Below are 20,511 nucleotides of genomic sequence, written 5' to 3'. Positions count from 1 at the left end.
ATGACCGGCACAATTTCGGCGCGCTCAACATGCCCGAGGGCCATCCCGCCCGGGCGACGACGGACACGTTCTATCTGAGACCCGACGTGCTCCTCCGGACCCATACCTCCTCGGTGCAGATCCGCGTCATGGAATCCCAAACGCCCCCGGTGCGGATCATCTGCCCCGGCCGCGCGTACCGGAACGAGGCGGTGGACGCGACGCACAACTTCGAGTTCCACCAGATCGAAGGACTGTACGTCGACGAGGACGTGAGCCTGGCGGACCTCAAAGGGACGCTGGACCGGTTCCTGAAAGAATTCTTCGGGCCGGAGACGGAGCTTCGCTTCTCGCCTTCCTATTTCCCGTTCGTGGAGCCGGGCGCGCAGGTGGAGATCCGCTGCTTCTTCTGCGGTGGCAAGGGGTGCAACGTTTGTGGTCCGCTCTCGGGGGGCTGGCTCGAGGTGCTCGGCGCGGGCATGGTCCATCCGAACGTGTTCCGCTCCGTGGGCTACGATCCTGAGCGCTGGACCGGGTTCGCGTTCGGCGCGGGGATCGAGCGGCTGGTCATGCTGCGCCACGGCGTTCCCGACATCCGTCTCTTCTACGAAAGCGACGTCCGCTTCCTCCACCAGTTTTAGGGGGGCTCCATGAAAGTCACGTGGGGCTGGCTGGCCGACTGGGTCGACCTTCCGCCCACACCGGAAGCTCTGGCGCATGCTCTGGCCATGCGCGGGTTCCCGGTCGCATCCATCGAGCGGCGGGTGTCGTTCGACCCGGCGATCATCGTGGGGCGTGTGCTCGAGGTCGCGCCGCATCCGAACGCGGACCGTCTGCGCCTCTGCTTGGTCGATGTCGGCACGGCGAAGCTCTCGATCGTCTGCGGCGCCTCGAACGTCGCGGCGGGGCAGGCGGTCGCGGTGGCGCAGATCGGCGCGCGCCTTCCGGACGGCACGAAGCTCCGAAAGAGCAAGATCCGCGGCGTGGAGTCGGAGGGGATGATCTGCTCCGAGCGCGAGCTGGGGCTCTCGGAGGAGTCGGAGGGAATCTGGGTCCTGCCCGACTCGCCGCGTCCCGGCACGCCGCTGCGGGATGTGCTCGGTCCGGGCGACGCGATCCTCGACGTCGAGATCACTTCGAACCGCACGGATTGCATGCCGGTCCGCGGCCTCGCGCGGGAGATCGCCTCGATCGGGGGAGGGGCGCTGAAGCCCGTGCCGGCTCTCCGCGCGACCGCACAGGCGGCGGTCCCGCGCGTCACGATCGAAAACCCGAGGGACTGCGGGCGGTATATGGCGCGCGTGGTCGAAGGCGTGCGGATCGCGCGCTCGCCCGAGTGGCTCCGGCAAAGACTCGAAGCCACCGGGTTTCGCAGCATCAACAATGTCGTCGACGTGACGAATTACATCCTCCGCACGCATGGCCAGCCGATTCATGCCTTCGACGCGTCGAAGGTGGCGGGGAATGAAATCGTGGTGCGCCGCGCCCGAGCCGGAGAGGAGCTCACGCTCCTCGACGGCCGCTCCGTGGCCCTGTCCCCAGAGGTGCTCGTGATTGCGGATCGCGCCCGTCCCATGGCGCTCGCCGGGATCATGGGTGGGCTCCACTCGGGCGTGACCGACAAGACATCCACCGTCGTGCTCGAATCGGCCGAGTTTTCCCCCGTCCTGACGAAAAAGGCAGCGTCCGCCCTGGGGCTCGACACCGATGCTTCGCAGCGCTTCATCCAGGGGGTGGATCCTGAGGGCGTGGCTCTCGCGCTGGATGAGACCGCGCGCCTCCTTGCCGAGGTTGCATCGGGCACCGTGGCCGAGGGCGTCGTGGATCTCTGGCCGGGGAAAGAGCCCCCCAAGCGGGTCCGGCTCCGCCGGTCCAGGCTCCACCGGCTCCTCGGGGTGGATTTCGAGCGTGCCGCGATCACCAGCGCTCTCCTGAGCCTCGAGATTCGTCAGACCGAGGGCTGGCGGGGCGAGGATGAATCCGCGGAATTCGAGGTGCCTTCGTATCGAAAGGACCTGGAGATCGAGGAGGACCTGATCGAGGAGGTCGCTCGCGTTCAAGGCTACGACCGGATTCCCTTGCGGGTGAGGGGCCTGGCGGTGACCGGGTACAGGGAGCCGCAGGAACCCGATCTCGTAAGGGATATAGTTCACACCGTTTGCGGCTTTGGCTTCGATGAAGTTCTAATCAACGCGCTGGTCGGCGACGTGCCCGCCGAGGTCCTGCCGGCGGGAGGAGTGACGGAGCTTTGGGAGATTCAGAATCCAAAGAGCCGCGAGCTCAAGCACCTGAGGCCTAGCCTTTTGCCCGGGCTGCTCCAGGCCGCGGCGCGAAACCTGCGCCACGGCGCCCATGAAGTGCGTCTGGTCGAGGCAGGAAAGGTCTTCCGGGCCTCGCCCCCACCGCTCGGCACCGAGCGGCGCGAGATAGGCCTCGTCCTCGTGGGAACGCCCGATCCGTGGAGCCAGCCCGGCGCGGACCCGGACCGTTACTTGGAGCTCAAGGGCGCTGTCGAGTCCTGCCTGGAGGCTTTGGGAATTGACTCACGAAAGAGCGGCCCATACCATGAAACTTGGTGGGCGAGCGGAGCCGGAGCTGCGATTGAAACAGACGGAAAACGGCTCGCGCGGCTCGGGCAAGTCGCACCGAAGCTATCGGCGGCGGCCGGTCTGGAGCGGCCCGCTTGGGCGGCCGTGCTGGATTTCACCGCGATCGCGGAGACAGTACCGCCCCGAAGGCGGTTCCAACCGCTGCCGAAGTATCCCGCCGTAAAGCGGGACCTCGCGATTCTCGTGGACCGCGCGGTGCTGCACGGCGAGGTGGAAGCGACGATCCGGAGAAGCGGAGGGAGCCTCCTCGAGAGCGTCAGGCTGTTCGACGTTTTCGAGGGGGAGCAGCTCGGATCGGGCAAGAAGAGCCTGGCGTACGCGCTCGAATTTCGTTCACCCGACCGCACATTACAAGATCGGGAAGTCGACGAAGCGGTGCAGAATATCGTCCGCGCGCTGGGCTCGACCGTGCGTGCTACCCTAAGGGGCGGCGTGGAGTCGACCGCCGCGGGACGACCATGACCATGACCATGATCGCCGAACTCGACCAGCTGGAACGAAAGATCCAGGCGGCCGCGAAGCTCCTGGACCGGCTCCGCGAGGAGAAACGCGCTCTGGAGCGGGATAACCGCGAGCTCAAGGAGCGCGTCCGTGTCCTGGAGAACTCGGTCGGAAAGGAACGCTCGTCGGACCTGAAGCCGAAGCTTCATGCGCTCGAGCTGGAGCGCACGTCGCTCCTCGACGAGCGTCGCGCGATCGCCCGGCGCGTCGAGGAGATGTTGGTCAAACTGTCCATTCTGGAGAAGGCGGTACACGCCTAATTGCTTCGGTCCGGCCCGTCACCTCCCGGCCAGGACCGTCGCCGAACCAGAGATCCGAGGGAATCGCAATGGCAACGGAACCGGACACGCTCAGCGTGACGATCTTCGGAAGCGAATACAAGATCAAGGGGGCCGACCCGGTATACATCGGTGAGGTCGCGGCCTACGTCGACGCCAAGATGCGCGAGCTCGACCGCCGCCTCTCATCCGGGTCCCCGGCCAAGATCGCGATCCTCACCTCGCTCAACATCGCCGATGAGCTCTTCCGGGAACGAACGGAGAAAGATCGGCTCTTGACGGATCTGAAGGGCAAGGCCCGAACCTTGGGCTCCGCCCTCGACGCTTGCCTGCGCGAGGATTGACCGAGGAAACGGCGACGCGTTCCAGACCAGGAGGAGGGATCTCGTAGGGGACACGATACGAAAGCGACAGTAAGGCGCCCTGCCATGTACGTGATACACCAGGCATTTTTGAGCCACGACTCAAAAGCAGGGAGCCCGAACCTTCGGCATAGCGGAAGCCCGGCCTCATGCGGGCGGCGCGAACCCGAAGCTGGGGCGCCCACCTGGAGAATCCAGGTTCAAAAGTCTCGTGTGCACGGCATTGGCGGGGCTTTTTCATATAAGGAGGTCGAACTCACATGCTGCTATCCCCGCTAGCTACGATCCTCTTTGCGCTCGGCGCCGCCATGGTGGCGTTCTTCCTCGGCTGGACTGCGCATCGGCGCATCGGAGAGGGCAAGGTCCTCCGGGCCGAGCAACTCGCCGAGAAGATCATCCGCGAGGCCGAACGCGAGGCAGAGAACCAGAAAAAGAGCGCCCTGCTCGAAGCCAAAGACGAGTGGTTTCGAGAAAAGGCGAAACTGGACCGCGAAACCCAAACCCTGAAGAGCGAGCTGCTCCAGGTCGAACGGAAGCTCCAGGAGCAGGAAGGAAACCTCAACCGCCGCGCCGAGGTCCTCGACAAGAAAGACCGCGATCAGAAACGGCTCGAACGGGAGCTGGAGACGAAGACCGTCCAGGTGGATGAGCGGGACAAGGAGCTCCAGCGGGTGCTGGTCGAGCAGAATGCGCGCCTGCAGCGGATCAGCGGTATGACCGCCGACGAGGCGAAGCAGCAGCTCATCACCAATCTCGAAAACGAGGCCCGCTCCGAGGCCGCGAAGCGGCTCCAGGAGATCCGTGAGGATCTGAACCGGAATGCCGAACGCGAGGCCCGCGAGATCATCACGCTCGCGATCCAGCGCTGCGCGGCCGATCACTCCGCCGAGTCCACGGTCTCCGTGGTCCACCTGCCGAGCGACGAGATGAAAGGGCGCATCATCGGCCGTGAAGGGCGGAACATTCGGGCCTTCGAGACCGTAACCGGGATCGACGTCATCATCGACGATACGCCGGAAGCGGTCATCCTATCCGGATTCGATCCGGTGCGGCGCGAGGTCGCGAAACGCGCGCTCGAGCGTCTCGTCACGGATGGACGCATCCACCCCGGCCGCATCGAGGAAGTGGTCGCGAAGGTCCAGAAGGAGCTGGATGAGCAGATCATCGAGCTGGGGGAAGCGGCGGTTCTGGAGGTGGGTCTTCACGGGATCCACCCCGAGATCGTGAAGCTTCTCGGGAGGCTCCAGTACCGAACCTCCTATGGCCAGAACATCCTCCAGCACTCGAAGGAGGTGGCCTGGATCTGCGGCATGATCGCCGGCCAGCTCGGGTTCGACGTCCAGATCGCCAAGCGGTCGGGCCTTCTCCACGATCTGGGCAAGGCCGTGACCCACGAGGTGGAAGGAGCGCACGCCCAGATTTCCATGGATCTCGCGCAGAAGTACGGCGAGCCGCCGGACGTGGTGAAGGCTGTCGGGTATCACCATCACGATCCCACGGCGGAGAACCTCTACGCGGCTCTCGTCATGGCTGCCGACGCGGTCTCAGGCGCGCGCCCCGGCGCGCGGCGCGAGAGCATCGAGAACTACGTGAAGCGCCTCGAAGCGCTGGAGAAGATCGCGGACAGCTTCCCGGGCGTGGAGAAATCCTTCGCGATCCAGGCGGGGCGCGAGATTCGGATCATGGTCGAACCCAAACACGTGGACGACTCGCGCGCGCTGCAGCTCGCCTCCGACGTCGCGCGCAAAGTGGAAAAGGAGCTTCAGTATCCCGGCCAAATCAAGGTGGTGGTGATCCGCGAAACGCGAGCGATGGAGTACGCCCGCTAGGGCTTCTCGTGAACATCCTCTTCATCGCGGATATCTTCGGCTCGCCGGGCCGGAGAGCCGTACGGGATCTCCTGCCCGAGCTCGTCTCCTCGATGGGAATCGATTTTCTCGTGGCGAACGTGGAGAATGCGGCCGCGGGCTTCGGCGTCACCAAGGACATCCTGGAGGAGTTGAAATCGCTCGGTGTCCAGTGCATGACCAGCGGGAATCACATCTGGGATCGGAGGGAGGTGCTCCCGATTTTGGATCAGGAGCCCCTTCTCTTGAGGCCGCACAACTATCCACCCGGCGTCCCGGGCACCGGCGCTAGGCTCTTCCGGACGCACGGCGGCGTTCCGGTCGGCGTCTTGAACCTCATGGGACGCGTTTTCATGAACGACATCGAGTGCCCCTTTCGGGTCGCGGACCGCGAGATCGCCGCGATGCAGGACCAGGCCAAGGTGATCTTCGTCGACTTCCACGCGGAAGCGACGGCGGAGAAAATCGCCCTCGGCTGGCACCTGGACGGACGCGTCTCGGCGATTGTGGGAACCCACACGCATGTCCAGACGGCCGATGAGCGGATCTTCCCGAATGGAACGGGTTACATCACGGACGCCGGGATGACCGGCCCGCACGAGTCGGTCATCGGGGTTCAGAAGGAATTGGCGATCCGAAAATTTCTCACCCAGCTGCCCACGCGCTTTGAGCCCGCCACCGGCGATGTGAAGCTCCACGGCGTCCACCTCGACGTGGACGAGGAAACCGGGCACTGCCGGCACATCGAACGGGTCTCGATGAACCTGGACTCAACGGGTCGTTCGGGAGTGTCGTGAAGGACACCATGACGGCGACGCTTCTCTGGGGCAAGGAGGCGGCTGCGGAGATCAGGGCCCAGGCCAAGGAGCGCTTCGACCGGATCGCGGCGCGAGGCGTTCAGCCGGGATTGGCGATCGTCACGGTGGGCGAAACGCCGGCGGGAAACCCCTACGTCCGCTCGAAGAGCCGTGCCGCCCAAGAGCTGGGGGTGCGCGCCAGCGTGGAGCGCCTCCCCGGAACCACGAGCGAGGATGCGCTCCACGCGAAGCTCCGCGGGCTGAGCGAGAACCGCGACATTCACGGGATCATTTTGCAATTGCCGCTTCCATCGCACCTTCATGAGGACCTCTATCTCGAGGATATCGCCCCGATCAAGGACGTGGACGGGCTTCATCCGCGGAACGTGGGGCGCTGGGTGCACGGGCTCCCCGCCCATCGGCCCGCGACACCGCTCGGTGTGTTGGAGCTCCTGCGCCGGCACTGCGGCGACCTGGCCGGAAAGCGCGCCGTGGTGATCGGGAGAAGCCGCATCGTGGGCCGCCCTCTCTCCGTGTTTCTCTCCGAGCGAAGCCCGGGCCTCAACGCCACCGTCACGCTCTGCCACTCGGCGACGCGAGATCTCAAGTCCGTAGCCCGGGAAGGAGAGATTCTGGTCGTCGCGATCGGACGGCGCCGCGCCATAACTTCCGAGTACGTTCGGCCCGGCGCGGTGGTGATCGACGTCGGGATTCACCCGATCCCCACCCCCGATCCAGGCGGTCCGCGCTTCGAGGGCGACGTGGATATGGACTCGGTCCGCCCGGTCGCGTCGGCGGTGACCCCGGTTCCGGGCGGGGTCGGACCGATGACGGTGGCGTTCCTGCTTCGCAATCTCGCCGACGCCGTGGAGGCACAGGAGGGAGCGGGATGAATCCGCGGGGCCGAGTCCTTCCGCTGCCGGCACCGGGACGTCCGGACCGGGTGTTCACCGTCTCCGAGCTCACCCAGGGCATCAAGAATCTCCTCGAGGACCGATTCGGCGTGGTCCTCGTCCAGGGAGAGGTGACGGGCCTCCGCAAGCACACGAGCGGGCACGTGTATTTCTCCCTCAAAGATGAGCTCTCCGAGATCCGCGTCGTGCTTTTCGCGAGCCAAGCGGCGCCCGCTCGAGACGCGCTGCAAGACGGGATCGCGGTCCAGGTGGAAGGCGAAGTCACGGTCTATCCGAAGCAGGGGAACTACCAGATCCGCGCCCTCCGGGTCGAGCCGGTGGGCTACGGCGCGCTGCAGGCCCGATTCGAGGCGCTGAAGCGGAAGCTTCAGGCCGAGGGGCTCTTTGCGCCGGAGCGGAAGCGCAGCCTCCCGCGGTACCCGACGCGAATCGGGATCGTGACATCGGTTTCCGGGGCGGCGCTCCAGGACATGGTCCGGGTCATTCGGACCCGGGCGCCCTACGCGTCGATCACCGTCGTCGACACGCGCGTCCAGGGGGACGGTGCCGCTCAGGAGATCGCGGCCGCCCTCGGGCGAATGAACGCGTGGGGGTTGGTCGACGTGATCGTGGTCGGCCGCGGGGGAGGCTCCCCCCAGGACCTCTGGGCCTTCAACGAGGAGGCGGTCGTGCGCGCCATCGTCGCGTCGCGGATTCCGGTGGTCTCCGCCGTGGGGCATGAGGTGGATTTCACGCTCGCCGATCTCGCCGCGGATCTGCGCGTCGCCACCCCCAGCCACGCAGGCCAGGAGATATTGAAGGATCTGGAAGACATCCGGCGCACGCTGCTCGATATGAGCCGGCACGCCCTCAACCGGATCCTCGGCCAGATCGGCCAGGCGCGCACGCACCTTCGCGCGCTCGAGCACCACCACGCGCTCAAGCGTCCCGAGCGCCGCATCCAAGAAGGGCTTCAATCGCTGGATCAGTACCAGGACCGGTTCTCGCGCGCGCTCAGCGGATGGGTGATCTCCCGCCGCCGCCGGACCGAGGTGCTGACCGAGCGGCTTCGCAGCCACGCGCCGAGCCGCTCCTTCGCCCGCGCCCGCGATCGGATCGAGGCGATCCGCCGTCGCGCGCTGCAGACGGTCACCTCCCGTCTTTCGCGCCAACGCGAGCGGATCCAAAGCCAGGCAAGGCTCCTCGATTCGTTCGACCACCACCGCGTGCTCGAACGCGGCTACGCCCTCGTATGGAGCGAGGGGCAGGGCATCCTCCTAAAGCGCGGCGCGGGGCTCAGGGAGAGCGACCCCATCGAAGTGCAGTTCTACGACGCGCGGGCGGGGGCGCGCGTGACGCGGGTTGAGCCCTATGCCCCCGGGGCCGACGAGGAGACGCCATGAAGCGAAAGGGAGCCGAGCCGGGGGTGAATCCGGCGGCCGAGGGCCCCTCCTTCGAGCAGATGATGGAGCGGCTGGAAGAGCTGGTCTTGCGTCTCGAGCGCGGGGATCTCTCGCTCGAGGAGTCGATTCGAGCGTTCGAAGAGGGGATCAGGCTCGTGAAGCAGTGCACGGCCGTCCTCGGCCAGGCGGAACAACGGATTCAGCGCCTGACCCAGGAGGGCGCGGCGCTCGCGGAGGCCGAGCCGGGGCTCGATGAGGAGGAGCGTGGAGCCGACGAGCTCCCTTTTTGAACGCTACCTCGACCGCGCCCGGCGCCGCATCGACTCGGCGCTGGATGCCCGGCTCCCGCCCGCACGCGAGGAGCCTCGCCCCCTGCACGCCGCGATCCGGTACAGCGTCTTCGCGGGAGGGAAGCGCCTGAGGCCCGCGCTCTGCCTTCTCGCCTGTGAATCGATCCTGGGCACCAGTGCGCCCGCGGTTCCGGCCGCGGTGGCGCTCGAGATGATTCACACGTTCAGTCTGATCCACGATGACCTGCCCGGCATGGACGACGACGATTGGCGGCGAGGGCGTCCTTCCAACCACGTCGTGTTCGGAGAAGGTATGGCGATCCTGGCCGGCGACGCGCTCCTGGCGCTCGGCTTTCAAACCCTGGCGTCGTCGCCTCTGGGCCGGGCCAGAGACCCGCGGGCGCTGATCCGGATCGTCACCGAGGCGACCGGGACGGGGGGCATGATCGGCGGGCAGGCGATGGATCTCCTGTCGGAGGGGAAGCGGCTCCCGCTGAAGCGCGTCCTCGCGATGCACGCCCGCAAGACGGCGATGCTGATCCGCGGATCGCTTCTCCTCGGGGCGGAGATCGGAGGAGCGACGCCCGCGCTCAAGCGCCGCTTCAGCGACTACGGCTCGCGCGTCGGGCTCGCGTTTCAGATCGGAGACGATCTCCTCAACGTCCGCTCGAGCCGGAAGAAGATCGGCAAAGCCGTCGGCTCCGACCGGGCGCGCGGAAAGGCGACGGCGCCGGCGGCGGTCGGCGTGGAGCGCGCCGAGGGGGAATCGGAACGGTTGCTCCGCGAGGCCAGGCGGATCGCGCGCGGTCTGGGCCGTCGCGCGGCGGAGTTCGAATCGCTGACCGAGTTCCTCGAGAAACGCACGAGCTAGGCGGAGGATGCCCATGACGGCGGCCAACAACCCCCTCGTTCATGCCCTCGCGTGCGGGCTCCTGGTGCAGCTGAGCAAGGTGTTGACGTTCCTCCTGCGAGAGAAGAAAATCAACGTGAGGCGCTTTGTTGAGACGGGAGGGATGCCTAGCTCGCATGCAGCGTCGGTGTCGGCGCTCAGCACCTGTGTCGGGCTCTTGGAAGGCTTCGATTCCGTCCTGTTCAACGTGGTCGTATTCTTCAGCCTCATTGTCATGTATGACGCCGCGGGCCTGAGGCGCGCGGCGGGCCGTCAAGCGACGCTCTTGAACCGCATCCTGCACGAGCACATCCAGCTTCCGGGGCCGCCCCACGATCGCTTGCGAGAGCTCCTGGGGCATACGCCGCTCGAAGTGCTCGTCGGAGCCATCATCGGCGTCCTGTTCTCGATGGCCATCTTCCGCCCACCGGGAGGCCCGTGAGCACCCGTCATCTCGATTCCGTACGCACCCCCGAGGACCTGAAGGGGCTGTCTCTCGAGGCGCTGGTCGAGCTCGCCGAGGAGATGCGGGAGCGAATCGTCCATGTGGTCTCCGCCAACGGCGGCCACCTGGCGCCCAGCCTGGGCACCGTCGAGCTGACGCTCGCGCTGCATTCCGTCTTCGACACCCCGCGCGACATCCTGATCTGGGACGTCGGACACCAGTCGTACGGACACAAGATCCTCACGGGCCGAAACGACCGGTTCGACACCATTCGGAAGGAAGGGGGCCTCTCGGGGTTTCCGCGCCGGGTGGAGAGCGCCTACGATCCGTTCGGCACCGCCCACGCTTCGACCGCGATCTCGGCGGCCCTGGGGTTCGCCTGCGCCCGTGACTTGAAGCGCGAGGAACACAAGGTGATCGCCGTCGTAGGGGACGGCGCCCTGACGGGCGGCCTCGCATTCGAGGGGTTGAATCAAGCCGGCGTGGTCGCGACCGACCTCCTCGTCGTCCTGAACGACAACTCCATGTCGATCTCCCCCAACGTGGGCGCGATCGCGCGCTACCTCACGCGGATCACCTCGGCGCCGGTCTATCGTCGGCTCGAGATCGACGTGTGGGAGCTCTTGGGCAAGGTGCCCGCGGGGGGAAAGGCGCGGAAGCTCGTTCGCCGGATCAAGGAGAGCATGAAGAATCTCGTGCTCCCGAACATCCTCTTCGAGGAGTTCGGCTTCAAGTACTACGGGCCGATCGACGGGCACGACCTGCCCACCCTGATCGAAGTCTTGAAACACCTGAAGGTGATCAAGGGGCCGGTGCTTCTCCACACGCTGACCCGAAAGGGAAAGGGGTACCGGTTCGCCGAGGAGGACGCGCGGAAATTCCATGGCGTGAGCTCCTTCGACAAGCTCACCGGCACCAGTGCCAAGAAGCCGTCCGCTCCGACCTACACGGAGGTCTACGGCCAGACCCTGACCGAGCTCGCCGCGAGCGATCCCTCCATCGTGGCGATCACCGCCGCCATGCCGGACGGTACCGGGCTGGCCAAGTTCGCGACCGCCTACCCCGATCGCTTTCACGATGTCGGCATCGCGGAGCAGCACGGAACCTGCTTCTCCGCCGGGCTCGCCGCGGCCGGAGCGAAGCCCTTCGCCACGATCTACTCGACCTTCCTGCAACGCGCGTACGACCAGATCATCCACGACGTCGCGGTGCAGAAGCTGCCGGTCCGCTTCGCGCTGGACCGGGCCGGGCTCGTCGGCGAGGACGGAGCTACCCACCACGGGGTCTTCGACATTTCCTATATGCGCTGCCTGCCGGGTTTCGTCCTCATGGCTCCCAAGGACGAAAACGAGTTCCGCCACATGCTCGCGACCATGGCCGCCTACGGGGAGGGCCCGATTGCAGTGCGCTATCCGCGCGGAAGCGGCCTCGGCGTGCCGCTCGACCCTCGGCCCCGACCCCTTCCGATCGGTGAAGCGGAGCTTCTCGAGCCCGGCGGGGACATCGTGCTGGTCGCGTACGGCACCATGGTCGATCCGGCCCGTTCGGCCGCGAGAAAGCTCGCGGAGAGCGGAATCAGCGCCGGGGTGATCAACGCGCGGTTCGCAAAGCCGCTGGACGAGCGCCTCATCGTGGACTGGGCGCGTCGCACCGGGCGGATCGTCACGCTCGAGGAAGGAGCGCTCCCCGGCGGATTCGGCGACGCGGTGCTGGAGCTTCTCGCCAAGAGCGGCGGCCCGGCGATGCGGGTACGTTGCTTCGGCGTCCCCGATCGCTTCTTCGACCACGGCACGCGAGACTCGCTCCTGCGCCACGCCGGGCTCGACGCCGAATCAATCGCTCGGGAAATCGAGCGCTGGCTCAAGGAGGAACCCCGACCGCAACCGGAGTCGTTCGCGCCGGTCGGAACGAACGCATGACGCTCCCACCCCGCCGGGTCGGAATCGTGGGGAACCGGGAGAAGAAAGGGGCGCGGGCTCTGCTCCCCGCGCTCGTCCGCTGGATTCGCGACCGCGGCTTGAGCGTCACGTTGGAGCGAAGTCTCTGCCAAGGCGTGCGCGGCGTGGGCGCCGGCCTCCCGCTTAAATCGCTCGTTTCGCGCGTCGACGCCGTCCTCGTTCTGGGCGGCGACGGCACCTTCCTTTCGACCGCCCGCGAAACCGCGCGCGCGGGGGTCCCGATCCTCGGCGTCAATGTGGGCGGGCTCGGCTTCCTCACCGAGACGGCGGAGTCCGACCTCTATCCCGCCCTGGAGCGGCTCCTCGCGGGGGAAGTGCAGATCGAGCCGCGGATGATGATCGAGGCCCGTGTCCGGTCGCGCAAGGGGCGGGCGGTCTGGTCCGAGAGCGGGCTCAACGACGTCGTGATTCACCAGGCGGACGAGTCGCGGATGGTGAGGCTCGACATCCGGATCGGGCCGACTTCGATCGGAACGCTCGCGGCGGACGGGCTCATCGTGGCGACGCCGACCGGGTCGACCGCCTATTCGCTCTCCGCGGGCGGATCCATCGTGCGCCCCACGATCGAGGCGCTGCTCGCGACTCCGATCTGCCCGCATTCCCTCGCGTTTCGTCCGCTCCTCGTCGGCGCCGACGAGAAGTTCCGGATCCGCCTCGGACAAAACGTGAGCCGCGCCCGGCTTACGATCGACGGCCAGATCTCGCGCCTCCTCGCGGCCGGAGACGAGGTCGAGGTCCGTCGGGCCAAGTCGCGCGTGCAGATGCTCTCGCTCAAGCGCGAGTCCTTCTACGAGGTCCTGCGTCAAAAGCTGGCCTGGGCCGGCTCTCCGTCCCGCACGCGGCTTCGCGGGTGATCGATGCTCACCTGGCTCTCGATCCAGGGGCTCGCGCTCGTGGACCGAATCGAGCTTTCGTTCGATCCCGCGCTCAACGTCCTGACGGGGGAAACCGGAGCGGGGAAGTCGCTCATCCTGGGCTCGGTCGCGCTTCTCCTGGGTGAGCGCGCGGACCCCGATTGGCTGCGGGCGGGGGAGGATCGCGGGTTCGTCGAGGGAAATTTCGACCTGGGCGGACGCCCCGACCTCCTCGAGGCCGTACGGGCGCTCGAGATCGAGCCGGAAGAGAACTGCGTCATCGTGCGCCGCGAGCTGACGGGTGACGGCAGGAACCGGGCGCTTGTGAACGGGCGCACGGTCTTGATCTCACAGCTTCGCAAGCTGGGCGATCTTCTCGTCGATCTCCACGGCCAGCACGAGCATCAGCTCCTGCTCCGCGCCGAGAGCCAAGCCGATTTCTACGACGCCTGGGCGGGCGTGCTGGAGGCGCGAACGGCGCTCGAGCGCGACCGGGCCGCGATCGTCGAGGAGGAGCGCGCCCTCCGGGCGGACCGCGCCGCGTGGGAGCGGGACCGGGCCGACGAGGAGCGCCTGCGCGAAGATCTCGCGGAGCTTTCCGATGCTTCGCTCGAGACGGGTGAAGAAGAGCGGCTCAACGAGGAGCGCGAGCGGCTCCGCCAGCGTGAGAGGATGCTCGAATCGCTTCGGACCGCGCGGGAGTCGCTCGCCGCCGAGGAGGGGGCTGCCGAAGGGTTCGTCCGGCGCGCGGCGCGCATGCTCCGCTCGCTCGCCTCGACGGTTCCGGACCAAGGCGCGCTCGCCGATCAGGCGGAGTCGCTCCTCGACTCGCTTCGCGATCTGGCCGCGAGGATCGAAGGCGTGGAAGCGCGGGCGCTCGAAGAGCCGCTGCCGTTGGATCAGCTCGAGACGAGGCTGGATTTGATCCACCGCCTGAAGCGGAAACACCGGACCGATTTCCCGGGCCTCATGGAGCTCCGCGATTCGCTCTGGGCGCGGTCCCGCGCTTTCGATCCGGGAGGACAGGGCCTCGACTCGCGCGACGCGGCGCTCCAGCAGCGGATGGTGGAGTTCGGGAGGGAAGTCGATGCGTTGGTCGACAAACGAAGGCGCGAGGCCGCCCGCTTCGAGCGGGACGTCGAAGCCCGGCTCCAGAAGCTCGGATTTCAAAAGGCGTCGCTCTCGATCGCGCTCGTCGAGTCGGACGACCCGCGCAACCGGCCCGCGATTGACCCTGCCGCGATCCCGGGCCTAGAATTTCAGTTCCGGCCCAACGCGGGCGAGCCCCCGCGTTCGCTGCGTCGGATCGCGTCGGGAGGCGAGCTCTCCCGAGTCATGCTCGCGGTCAAATCCTTGATGGCGGAGCGGGACCGGGTCGCGGTCCTCGTGTTCGACGAGGTCGACCAAGGAATCGGAGGAGCTGTGGGCGAGGAAGTCGGCCGGACCCTCCGCGCGCTCGCGAGCCGCCGCCAGGTGCTCTGCATCACCCATCTGCCTCTGATCGCCGCCCATGGGACGCGCCATTTCGAGGTCGTCAAATCGTCCACGCGCGGCCGCACGACCACCGGCGTACGCATGTTGACGGGGAAGGACCGCGAGGAGGAAATCTCGCGGCTGCTCGCCGGAGCGCGTGTCACCGAGACGACCCGCCGGCAGGCCCGGGAGCTCCTCGATGCGGTTCGAGACGGGGCGAGCGTTCCGTCCCCGAGAGCCCGCCGGGCGGCATCGAGAGGCGCATGACCCGTCCGCCCCTCGCCGAATACGTCGAGCTGGCCCGCGAGAAGAACCTCGTGCCGGTCACGCGGGAAATTCTCGCCGACCTGGACACGCCGGTGTCGGCGTTCACCAAGCTGGACCGAGGAGATGCGTCTTTTCTTCTCGAGAGCTTGGAAGGCGGTGAGAACTGGGGCCGCTACTCGATCCTGGGCTTCCGACCCGGGCTCGAGTTCCGCTCGAAAGGGACCGAAGTCGAGATCCGGCGGGACGAGCGCACGGAGCGGATGGAAAGCCGGGATCCGCTTTCCGTCCTGGAATCACTGCTGAGCGACGTGCGCGCCGCGGACGTGCCGGGGCTCCCCCCCTTCAGCGGCGGCGCGGTGGGTCTGATCGGATACGATTATGTGCGCTTTCTCGAGCGGCTCCCGTCCTCGCTCCCCGACGACCTCGCCCAGCCGGACCTCCATTTCGTGTTCCCGGAGGTAGTCTTGGTCTTCGACAACTTCCGCCACAGGCTTCGGTTCGTGGTCAACAGCCGTCCCGACGGACAGCCCGAGCGGAAGTATCGCGAGGCGGTAGCCACCATCGATGAGATGGTGGCGAGGCTCAGGGGGCTTCCGCCGGCGACCCCGGAACCCCCTCCTGCGTCGAGCGAGGTGACGTTCGTAAGCAATATGGGCGAGCAGCGTTACATGACCGGCGTCGAGAGAGCAAAGGAGCACATCCGGGCCGGCGATACCGTCCAGCTCGTGCTGGCGCACCGGCTGGACGCGGAGGCGCCGGTCAGCCCGTTCGATGTCTATCGCGCGCTTCGGATCCTGAACCCTTCGCCCTACATGTTCTTTCTCAAGAACCGGGAACGCGCCATCGCCGGCTCCTCGCCGGAGGTCCTGGTGCGCGTATCGGGCTCGAGAATCGCGCTCCGCCCGATCGCCGGGACCCGCCACCGCGGGGCCACCCGCGCGGAGGACGAATCGCTCGAGCGCGAGCTCCGCGCGAGCGAAAAGGACCGCGCCGAACACGTGATGCTGGTCGACCTCGGCCGAAACGACGTCGGGCGGATCGCGCGCGTGGGAAGCGTGCGGGCGACGAGCTTCATGGAGGTGGAGCGCTACTCGCACGTGATGCACCTCGTCAGCCAGGTCGAGGGTGAAATCCGAAACGGCCTCTCCCCGTTCGACGTTGTCCGGGCATGCTTTCCCGCCGGAACCGTGAGCGGCGCACCCAAGAAGCGGGCGATGGAGCTCATCGAGGAGATGGAGCCCGCGCGGCGCGGCGCCTACGCCGGCGCGGTCGGGTATTTTGATTTCCACGGGAACGCCGACTTTTGCATCGCGATCCGGACCGCGACCTTCGAGCGCGGAAGGATCCACTGCGGCGTCGGGGCGGGCATCGTGGCCGATTCCGATCCCGAGGCGGAGTGGCTCGAGACGAGGAACAAAGGACGGGCGGTCGAAGAGGCGGTGCGGCTTGCGTCGCGGGGGTTTGATTCGTGATCCTCATGATCGACAACTACGACTCGTTCACCTGGAACCTCGTCCAGTATCTGGGGGAGCTGGGGAACACGCCCGAGGTGGTCCGGAACGACGAGATCTCGGTCGAGGACGCCGTACGCAGGAAGCCCACGGCGGTCGTGATCTCTCCCGGACCGGGACGCCCGGGCGACGCCGGGATCAGCAGCGCCGTCATCGAGCGGCTCTCCGGGAAGGTCCCGATCCTCGGAGTCTGCCTGGGGCACCAATGCATCGGGGAGGTGTTCGGCGGCAAGGTGGTCCGCGCCGAGAGGCTCGTGCACGGGAAGACTTCCGCCGTGATCCACACCGGGCGGGGCATCTTCCTCGACGTGGACAATCCGTTTCAGGCCACCCGCTATCACTCGCTCATCGTGTCGCGGGACAAGCTCCCCGATGTCTTACAAGTGATGGCCTGGACCCCGGAGAACGAGATCATGGCGGTGCGGCACAAAGACCACGAGACCTGGGGGGTCCAGTTCCACCCGGAGTCGATCCTGACGACGTGCGGCAAGGACCTCCTACGGAATTTCCTCCGTCTCGTGCCGGATTCCGCCAAGACGAAGCCGCGATGATCCGGGAGCTTCTGCCGCGGCTCGTCCGCGGCGAGCTGCTGAGTCGCGAGGAAACGGGCGCCGCGGTGCGCTCGATGATGCGGGGGGAGGTCGCCGACGCGCAGATCGCGGCATTCTTGTTCGCGCTCGCGCAGCGAGGGGAATCCGGCGACGAGATGCTCGGGGGCGCCGAAGCGCTGCGCGCGGAGGCGGTCCCGTTTCCTGCGTCACGCGAGACGCTGCTGGATACGTGCGGCACCGGCGGGGACGGCTCCCAGACGTACAACATCTCCACCGCGACCGCGTTGGTCGCCGCGGCCGCGGGCATTGCCGTGGCCAAGCACGGAAACCGGTCGGTCTCGAGCCGCTCGGGGAGCGCCGACGTGCTGGAGGCGCTCGGGGCCCGGATCGACCTCGGACCCGAGAGCGCTGCGCGAGCGCTCGAAGAAACTGGATTCACGTTTCTGAACGCGAGACGATTCCATCCCGCGATGAGGCACGTGGCCCGCGCCCGGGCCGACCTGGGAGTGAGAACGCTCTTCAACTGGCTCGGGCCGCTTTCGAATCCCGCCCGGGCCACGCACCAGCTCCTCGGCGTGGCGGACGGTCACCGCGTCGCGACCGTGGCGCACGTGCTCTCCCGGCTGGGCGTCAAGCGGGCGCTCGTGGTGCACGGCGCGGGCGGGCTGGATGAGCTCTCGCTCGAGGACGGAAATACGGCGGTCGAGGCCGGCCCGGGTGGAGCCGGGAAGCCGTGCTCGCTCGAAGCGAAATCGCTCGGCTTTCCGCCGGCGGGGGTTGCGGCGCTCCGGGGAGGGGACCCGGGCGAAAACGCCGCAATCCTCCGTTCGGTGCTGTCGGGCGAACGCGGTCCGAGGCGCGACGCTCTGGTCTTGAACGCGGCCGCCGCGCTCTGGATCGCCGGGGGAGCGCCTACTTTGATCGACGGCGCGAGGCTCGCGACGGAGCAGATCGATTCCCGTCGGGCCCTCGGCACGCTCGAGCGGTTCATCGCGTTGTCGCAGAAGCTCGGAGACAGGTGATGGCGGACTTTCTCACCACGATCGCGAAAGAGAGACGGGAACGGCTCGAGCGGGAAGCGCTTCACGTCCCCACGATCGAGCTGAGGCGCGATGCCGAAGCCCGCGCCACGGATACGCGGGCGTTCATCGCTGCGCTCCGGCGCCCCTCGGGCGAGCCCCTTCGGGTGATCGCGGAGATCAAACGCGCCTCCCCCTCGGCCGGAGTGCTGAAGGAGGAGTTCAATCCCGCCGAGATCGGGAAAGAATACGAGCGCGTGGGCGCGGCTGCGATCTCGGTCCTGACCGAGCCGCTTCGCTTTCAGGGGTCCATCGAGGACTTGAGGGTGGTCCGGGAAGCCGTTTCGGTTCCGGTCCTGCTCAAAGATTTCGTCGTCCACGAACGGCAACTGTACGAAGCGCGCGCGAACGGCGCGGACGCGGCCCTTCTCATCGTGTCGCTCCTGAGCCCGGGGCAGCTTCGAGACTACGCCGCTCTCGCGCGCGAGATCGGTCTCGAGCTCTTGATCGAGGTCCACGAGAGGACCGAGGTGGAGCGGGCGATCGCCCTGGAAGGCGCGGTCGGGGTCAATAACCGAAATCTCAGGACGCTCGAGATGCGGCGCCACCATGCTTCGGGCATCCTGCCTCTGATCCCCGCCGACCGCGTGCGGATCGCCGAAAGCGGCTACAGCGCGCGGGAGGAGATCCGGGAGCTGGAGCGCGTGGGCGCGGACGGCGTTCTGGTCGGCGAGATACTCCTCAAGGCGGAATCGATCGAAAAGGCGTTCACGACTTTGTTCGGGTTGGCGTCGGAAAAGAAACCCACGGAAAGGAAATCGGGCTGATGCGGACCCGGATCAAGGTGTGCGGCGTGACGACGCCCCAGGACGCCGCCATGGCCGCCCGGGCCGGCGCCGATTATATCGGCGTCGTGCTGACCGAGAGCGCGCGCCGCGTGACCGCGGCTCGCGCGCGAGAGATTGCCTTTGCGCTGCCGGCGGCCACACTTCTCGTGGCCGTGTTCGCCGACGAGGGTCCGAAGGAGGTTGCGCGCGCGATCGAGGGGCTTCCCGTCCACGCGGTTCAGGTGCGGGGGTGGGACGACGCCGCGCCCGCCGGGGCGTACGAGATCTGGCACGTCCTTCGCGGCGCATCGCTTCCCGAACCGGCCGCGCTTCCGATGGTGCCGCTGCGAACCTATCTTCTCGACGCACAGGATCCCGTGTTGCCCGGGGGCACGGGGAAGCGCGCCGATTGGGACTGGGCGCGCCGCGGCGTGAACTCGGGGCTCCGGCTGATCGTGGCCGGGGGCCTGCGTTCCGAGAGCGTGTCCGAGCTGGTTCTTGAAGTCAGACCCTTCGGGGTCGACGCCTCGAGCGGCCTCGAATCCGAGCCGGGTCGAAAGGACCCCGCGAAGGTTCAGGCGTTCGTTGAGCGGGTCCGCCAAGCCGACCGCATTCGACCGAAGCGCTCCTGAGCGTGGGAGAGGTGGAGCGGTGAACGGCGGGGCCGGGCGGTTCGGCGAGTTCGGCGGTGTCTACGTGCCCGAGATCCTTTTCACCCCCGTTCTGGAGCTGGCGCGAGCCTACGACGAGGCGCGGGTCGATCCCGCCTTTCAGGTCGAGCTCGAACGGGAGCTCAAGACCTTCGCCGGCCGCCCCACACCGCTGACCCACGCAACGCGGTTCGGCGAGGCGGTCGGACTGGAGCACGTGGTCTTGAAGCGCGAGGACCTCCTCCACACCGGCGCGCACAAGATCAACAACGCGCTCGGGCAGGCGTTGCTCGCACGCCGCATGGGCAAGACCCGGATCGTCGCCGAGACCGGAGCCGGGCAGCACGGTGTCGCGACCGCGACCGCGTGCGCGCGGGTCGGGCTTTCGTGCGTGGTCTACATGGGGGAGCTGGACATGGAACGCCAGCATCCCAACGTGGAGCGCATGCGTTTGTTGGACGCCGAGGTGGTTCCGGTCGTTTCGGGGAGCCGCACGCTCAAGGATGCCATCAACGAGGCGATGCGCGATTGGTCGGCTTCGGTCCGAACGACCCATTACCTGCTGGGCTCGGTGCTCGGGCCGCATCCTTATCCCACCATGGTGCGCGATTTCCAATCGGTGATCGGCCGGGAAACCAAGGCGCAGATCCAGGCGCTCGCGGGAAGGCTCCCGGACCTGCTCGTCGCGTGCGTTGGCGGCGGAAGCAACTCGATCGGGCTCTTTCATGCCTTTCTGGGGGACATGTCGGTGCGGATGGTCGGGGTCGAGGCGGGCGGGGAAGGCATCGAGAGCGGCCGGCACGCGGCACGCTTCGCCCGGCCGGCAGTCGGGGTGCTCCACGGAACGAGGACCCAGGTCCTTCAAGATGACGCGGGACAGATCCGCGCCACACATTCCATATCGGCGGGTCTCGACTACCCTGCCGTCGGACCCGAACACGCCGCATTGCACGCGGCGGGGCGTGTCACCTACGAGAGCGCCGCGGACCAGGAGGCGCTCGATGCGTTCGATCTATTGGCCCGAACCGAAGGAATCCTGCCCGCGCTCGAATCCTCTCATGCGCTCGCGTACCTCATGCGCGCGGGACGCTCACGCGCGATCGCCGCC

The 20,511-nt window shown here is 67.3% G+C and carries 20 protein-coding genes and 1 other RNA gene; all 21 read left to right on the top strand.

Annotation, left to right across the window (positions count from 1 at the left end; all coding sequences use genetic code 11):
• The coding region (gene pheS, locus E6K76_09320) for a phenylalanine--tRNA ligase subunit alpha (GenBank protein TMQ57940.1) at positions 1 to 620 on the top strand (620 nt) is incomplete at its 5' end.
• 9 nt (positions 621 to 629) lie between these two features.
• A complete protein-coding gene (locus tag E6K76_09315; protein TMQ57939.1) occupies positions 630 to 3,050 on the top strand; it encodes a phenylalanine--tRNA ligase subunit beta in 2,421 nt (806 codons plus the stop codon).
• Positions 3,047 to 3,349, top strand: a complete 303-nt coding sequence (locus tag E6K76_09310) for a hypothetical protein (protein ID TMQ57938.1) — start codon at positions 3,047 to 3,049, stop codon at positions 3,347 to 3,349. Before E6K76_09315 ends, E6K76_09310 begins: the two co-directional genes overlap by 4 nt.
• 68 nt (positions 3,350 to 3,417) lie before the next feature.
• Positions 3,418 to 3,711, top strand: a complete 294-nt coding sequence (locus E6K76_09305; protein ID TMQ57937.1) for a cell division protein ZapA — start codon at positions 3,418 to 3,420, stop codon at positions 3,709 to 3,711.
• A 73-nt stretch (positions 3,712 to 3,784) separates the two neighbouring features.
• A non-coding RNA gene (ssrS, locus tag E6K76_09300) (6S RNA) lies at positions 3,785 to 3,966 on the top strand.
• Between the two features lie 23 nt (positions 3,967 to 3,989).
• Complete coding sequence (rny, locus tag E6K76_09295) at positions 3,990 to 5,558, top strand: ribonuclease Y (GenBank protein TMQ57936.1); 1,569 nt, start codon at positions 3,990 to 3,992, stop codon at positions 5,556 to 5,558.
• A gap of 8 nt (positions 5,559 to 5,566) precedes the next feature.
• Positions 5,567 to 6,373: a TIGR00282 family metallophosphoesterase gene (locus tag E6K76_09290; GenBank protein ID TMQ57935.1), complete on the top strand. Its 807-nt coding sequence runs from the start codon at positions 5,567 to 5,569 to the stop codon at positions 6,371 to 6,373.
• 8 nt (positions 6,374 to 6,381) lie between these two features.
• Positions 6,382 to 7,266 (top strand): bifunctional 5,10-methylenetetrahydrofolate dehydrogenase/5,10-methenyltetrahydrofolate cyclohydrolase, encoded by an 885-nt coding sequence (locus tag E6K76_09285; GenBank protein ID TMQ57941.1) that lies wholly within the window; start codon positions 6,382 to 6,384, stop codon positions 7,264 to 7,266.
• On the top strand, positions 7,263 to 8,669 hold the full coding sequence (xseA, locus tag E6K76_09280; GenBank protein ID TMQ57934.1) for an exodeoxyribonuclease VII large subunit: 1,407 nt from the start codon (positions 7,263 to 7,265) through the stop codon (positions 8,667 to 8,669). The genes E6K76_09285 and xseA overlap by 4 nt, the downstream gene beginning before the upstream one ends.
• Positions 8,666 to 8,959 (top strand): exodeoxyribonuclease VII small subunit, encoded by a 294-nt coding sequence (locus E6K76_09275; GenBank protein TMQ57933.1) that lies wholly within the window; start codon positions 8,666 to 8,668, stop codon positions 8,957 to 8,959. The genes xseA and E6K76_09275 overlap by 4 nt, the downstream gene beginning before the upstream one ends.
• Positions 8,922 to 9,830 carry a polyprenyl synthetase family protein gene (locus tag E6K76_09270; protein ID TMQ57932.1) on the top strand — a complete coding sequence of 303 codons (909 nt, stop codon included), beginning with the start codon at positions 8,922 to 8,924 and terminating at the stop codon, positions 9,828 to 9,830. Before E6K76_09275 ends, E6K76_09270 begins: the two co-directional genes overlap by 38 nt.
• Positions 9,831 to 9,843: 13 nt before the next feature.
• A complete protein-coding gene (locus tag E6K76_09265; protein TMQ57931.1) occupies positions 9,844 to 10,290 on the top strand; it encodes a divergent PAP2 family protein in 447 nt (148 codons plus the stop codon).
• Positions 10,287 to 12,212: a 1-deoxy-D-xylulose-5-phosphate synthase gene (gene dxs, locus E6K76_09260; GenBank protein TMQ57930.1), complete on the top strand. Its 1,926-nt coding sequence runs from the start codon at positions 10,287 to 10,289 to the stop codon at positions 12,210 to 12,212. The genes E6K76_09265 and dxs overlap by 4 nt, the downstream gene beginning before the upstream one ends.
• Complete coding sequence (locus tag E6K76_09255) at positions 12,209 to 13,105, top strand: NAD(+)/NADH kinase (GenBank protein ID TMQ57929.1); 897 nt, start codon at positions 12,209 to 12,211, stop codon at positions 13,103 to 13,105. The genes dxs and E6K76_09255 overlap by 4 nt, the downstream gene beginning before the upstream one ends.
• A 3-nt stretch (positions 13,106 to 13,108) precedes the next feature.
• The gene (gene recN / locus E6K76_09250; protein TMQ57928.1) at positions 13,109 to 14,845 is read left to right on the top strand and encodes a DNA repair protein RecN; all 1,737 of its coding nucleotides are present in this window, start codon (positions 13,109 to 13,111) and stop codon (positions 14,843 to 14,845) included.
• Positions 14,842 to 16,317: an anthranilate synthase component I gene (trpE, locus tag E6K76_09245; GenBank protein ID TMQ57927.1), complete on the top strand. Its 1,476-nt coding sequence runs from the start codon at positions 14,842 to 14,844 to the stop codon at positions 16,315 to 16,317. The genes recN and trpE overlap by 4 nt, the downstream gene beginning before the upstream one ends.
• Positions 16,314 to 16,907 carry an aminodeoxychorismate/anthranilate synthase component II gene (locus E6K76_09240; protein TMQ57926.1) on the top strand — a complete coding sequence of 198 codons (594 nt, stop codon included), beginning with the start codon at positions 16,314 to 16,316 and terminating at the stop codon, positions 16,905 to 16,907. Before trpE ends, E6K76_09240 begins: the two co-directional genes overlap by 4 nt.
• Positions 16,904 to 17,929 carry an anthranilate phosphoribosyltransferase gene (gene trpD / locus E6K76_09235; protein TMQ57925.1) on the top strand — a complete coding sequence of 342 codons (1,026 nt, stop codon included), beginning with the start codon at positions 16,904 to 16,906 and terminating at the stop codon, positions 17,927 to 17,929. Before E6K76_09240 ends, trpD begins: the two co-directional genes overlap by 4 nt.
• The gene (gene trpC / locus E6K76_09230; protein ID TMQ57924.1) at positions 17,929 to 18,753 is read left to right on the top strand and encodes an indole-3-glycerol phosphate synthase TrpC; all 825 of its coding nucleotides are present in this window, start codon (positions 17,929 to 17,931) and stop codon (positions 18,751 to 18,753) included. The genes trpD and trpC overlap by 1 nt, the downstream gene beginning before the upstream one ends.
• Positions 18,753 to 19,385, top strand: a complete 633-nt coding sequence (locus tag E6K76_09225) for a phosphoribosylanthranilate isomerase (GenBank protein TMQ57923.1) — start codon at positions 18,753 to 18,755, stop codon at positions 19,383 to 19,385. Before trpC ends, E6K76_09225 begins: the two co-directional genes overlap by 1 nt.
• Positions 19,339 to 20,511: tryptophan synthase subunit beta (gene trpB, locus E6K76_09220; protein TMQ57922.1), on the top strand; the 1,173-nt coding region annotated here is incomplete at its 3' end. The genes E6K76_09225 and trpB, both read left to right, overlap by 47 nt.

It is taken from the genome of Candidatus Eisenbacteria bacterium (genome assembly GCA_005893275.1).
Lineage (GTDB): Bacteria > Eisenbacteria > RBG-16-71-46 > SZUA-252 > SZUA-252 > WS-7.
This window is presented reverse-complemented; position numbering and strand designations above follow the sequence as displayed.

What these genes read in the sequence shown, in the direction of transcription:
- E6K76_09310 (TMQ57938.1), top strand. Translation starts at nt 3,047, where the DNA reads ATGACCATGACCATGATCGCCGAACTCGACCAGCTGGAACGAAAGATC.
- E6K76_09225 (TMQ57923.1), top strand. Translation starts at nt 18,753, where the DNA reads ATGCGGACCCGGATCAAGGTGTGCGGCGTGACGACGCCCCAGGACGCC.
- trpD (TMQ57925.1), top strand. Translation starts at nt 16,904, where the DNA reads ATGATCCGGGAGCTTCTGCCGCGGCTCGTCCGCGGCGAGCTGCTGAGT.
- E6K76_09265 (TMQ57931.1), top strand. Translation starts at nt 9,844, where the DNA reads ATGACGGCGGCCAACAACCCCCTCGTTCATGCCCTCGCGTGCGGGCTC.
- E6K76_09305 (TMQ57937.1), top strand. Translation starts at nt 3,418, where the DNA reads ATGGCAACGGAACCGGACACGCTCAGCGTGACGATCTTCGGAAGCGAA.
- E6K76_09255 (TMQ57929.1), top strand. Translation starts at nt 12,209, where the DNA reads ATGACGCTCCCACCCCGCCGGGTCGGAATCGTGGGGAACCGGGAGAAG.
- trpE (TMQ57927.1), top strand. Translation starts at nt 14,842, where the DNA reads ATGACCCGTCCGCCCCTCGCCGAATACGTCGAGCTGGCCCGCGAGAAG.
- trpC (TMQ57924.1), top strand. Translation starts at nt 17,929, where the DNA reads ATGGCGGACTTTCTCACCACGATCGCGAAAGAGAGACGGGAACGGCTC.
- E6K76_09275 (TMQ57933.1), top strand. Translation starts at nt 8,666, where the DNA reads ATGAAGCGAAAGGGAGCCGAGCCGGGGGTGAATCCGGCGGCCGAGGGC.
- E6K76_09315 (TMQ57939.1), top strand. Translation starts at nt 630, where the DNA reads ATGAAAGTCACGTGGGGCTGGCTGGCCGACTGGGTCGACCTTCCGCCC.
- recN (TMQ57928.1), top strand. Translation starts at nt 13,109, where the DNA reads ATGCTCACCTGGCTCTCGATCCAGGGGCTCGCGCTCGTGGACCGAATC.
- E6K76_09270 (TMQ57932.1), top strand. Translation starts at nt 8,922, where the DNA reads ATGAGGAGGAGCGTGGAGCCGACGAGCTCCCTTTTTGAACGCTACCTC.
- xseA (TMQ57934.1), top strand. Translation starts at nt 7,263, where the DNA reads ATGAATCCGCGGGGCCGAGTCCTTCCGCTGCCGGCACCGGGACGTCCG.
- rny (TMQ57936.1), top strand. Translation starts at nt 3,990, where the DNA reads ATGCTGCTATCCCCGCTAGCTACGATCCTCTTTGCGCTCGGCGCCGCC.
- E6K76_09285 (TMQ57941.1), top strand. Translation starts at nt 6,382, where the DNA reads ATGACGGCGACGCTTCTCTGGGGCAAGGAGGCGGCTGCGGAGATCAGG.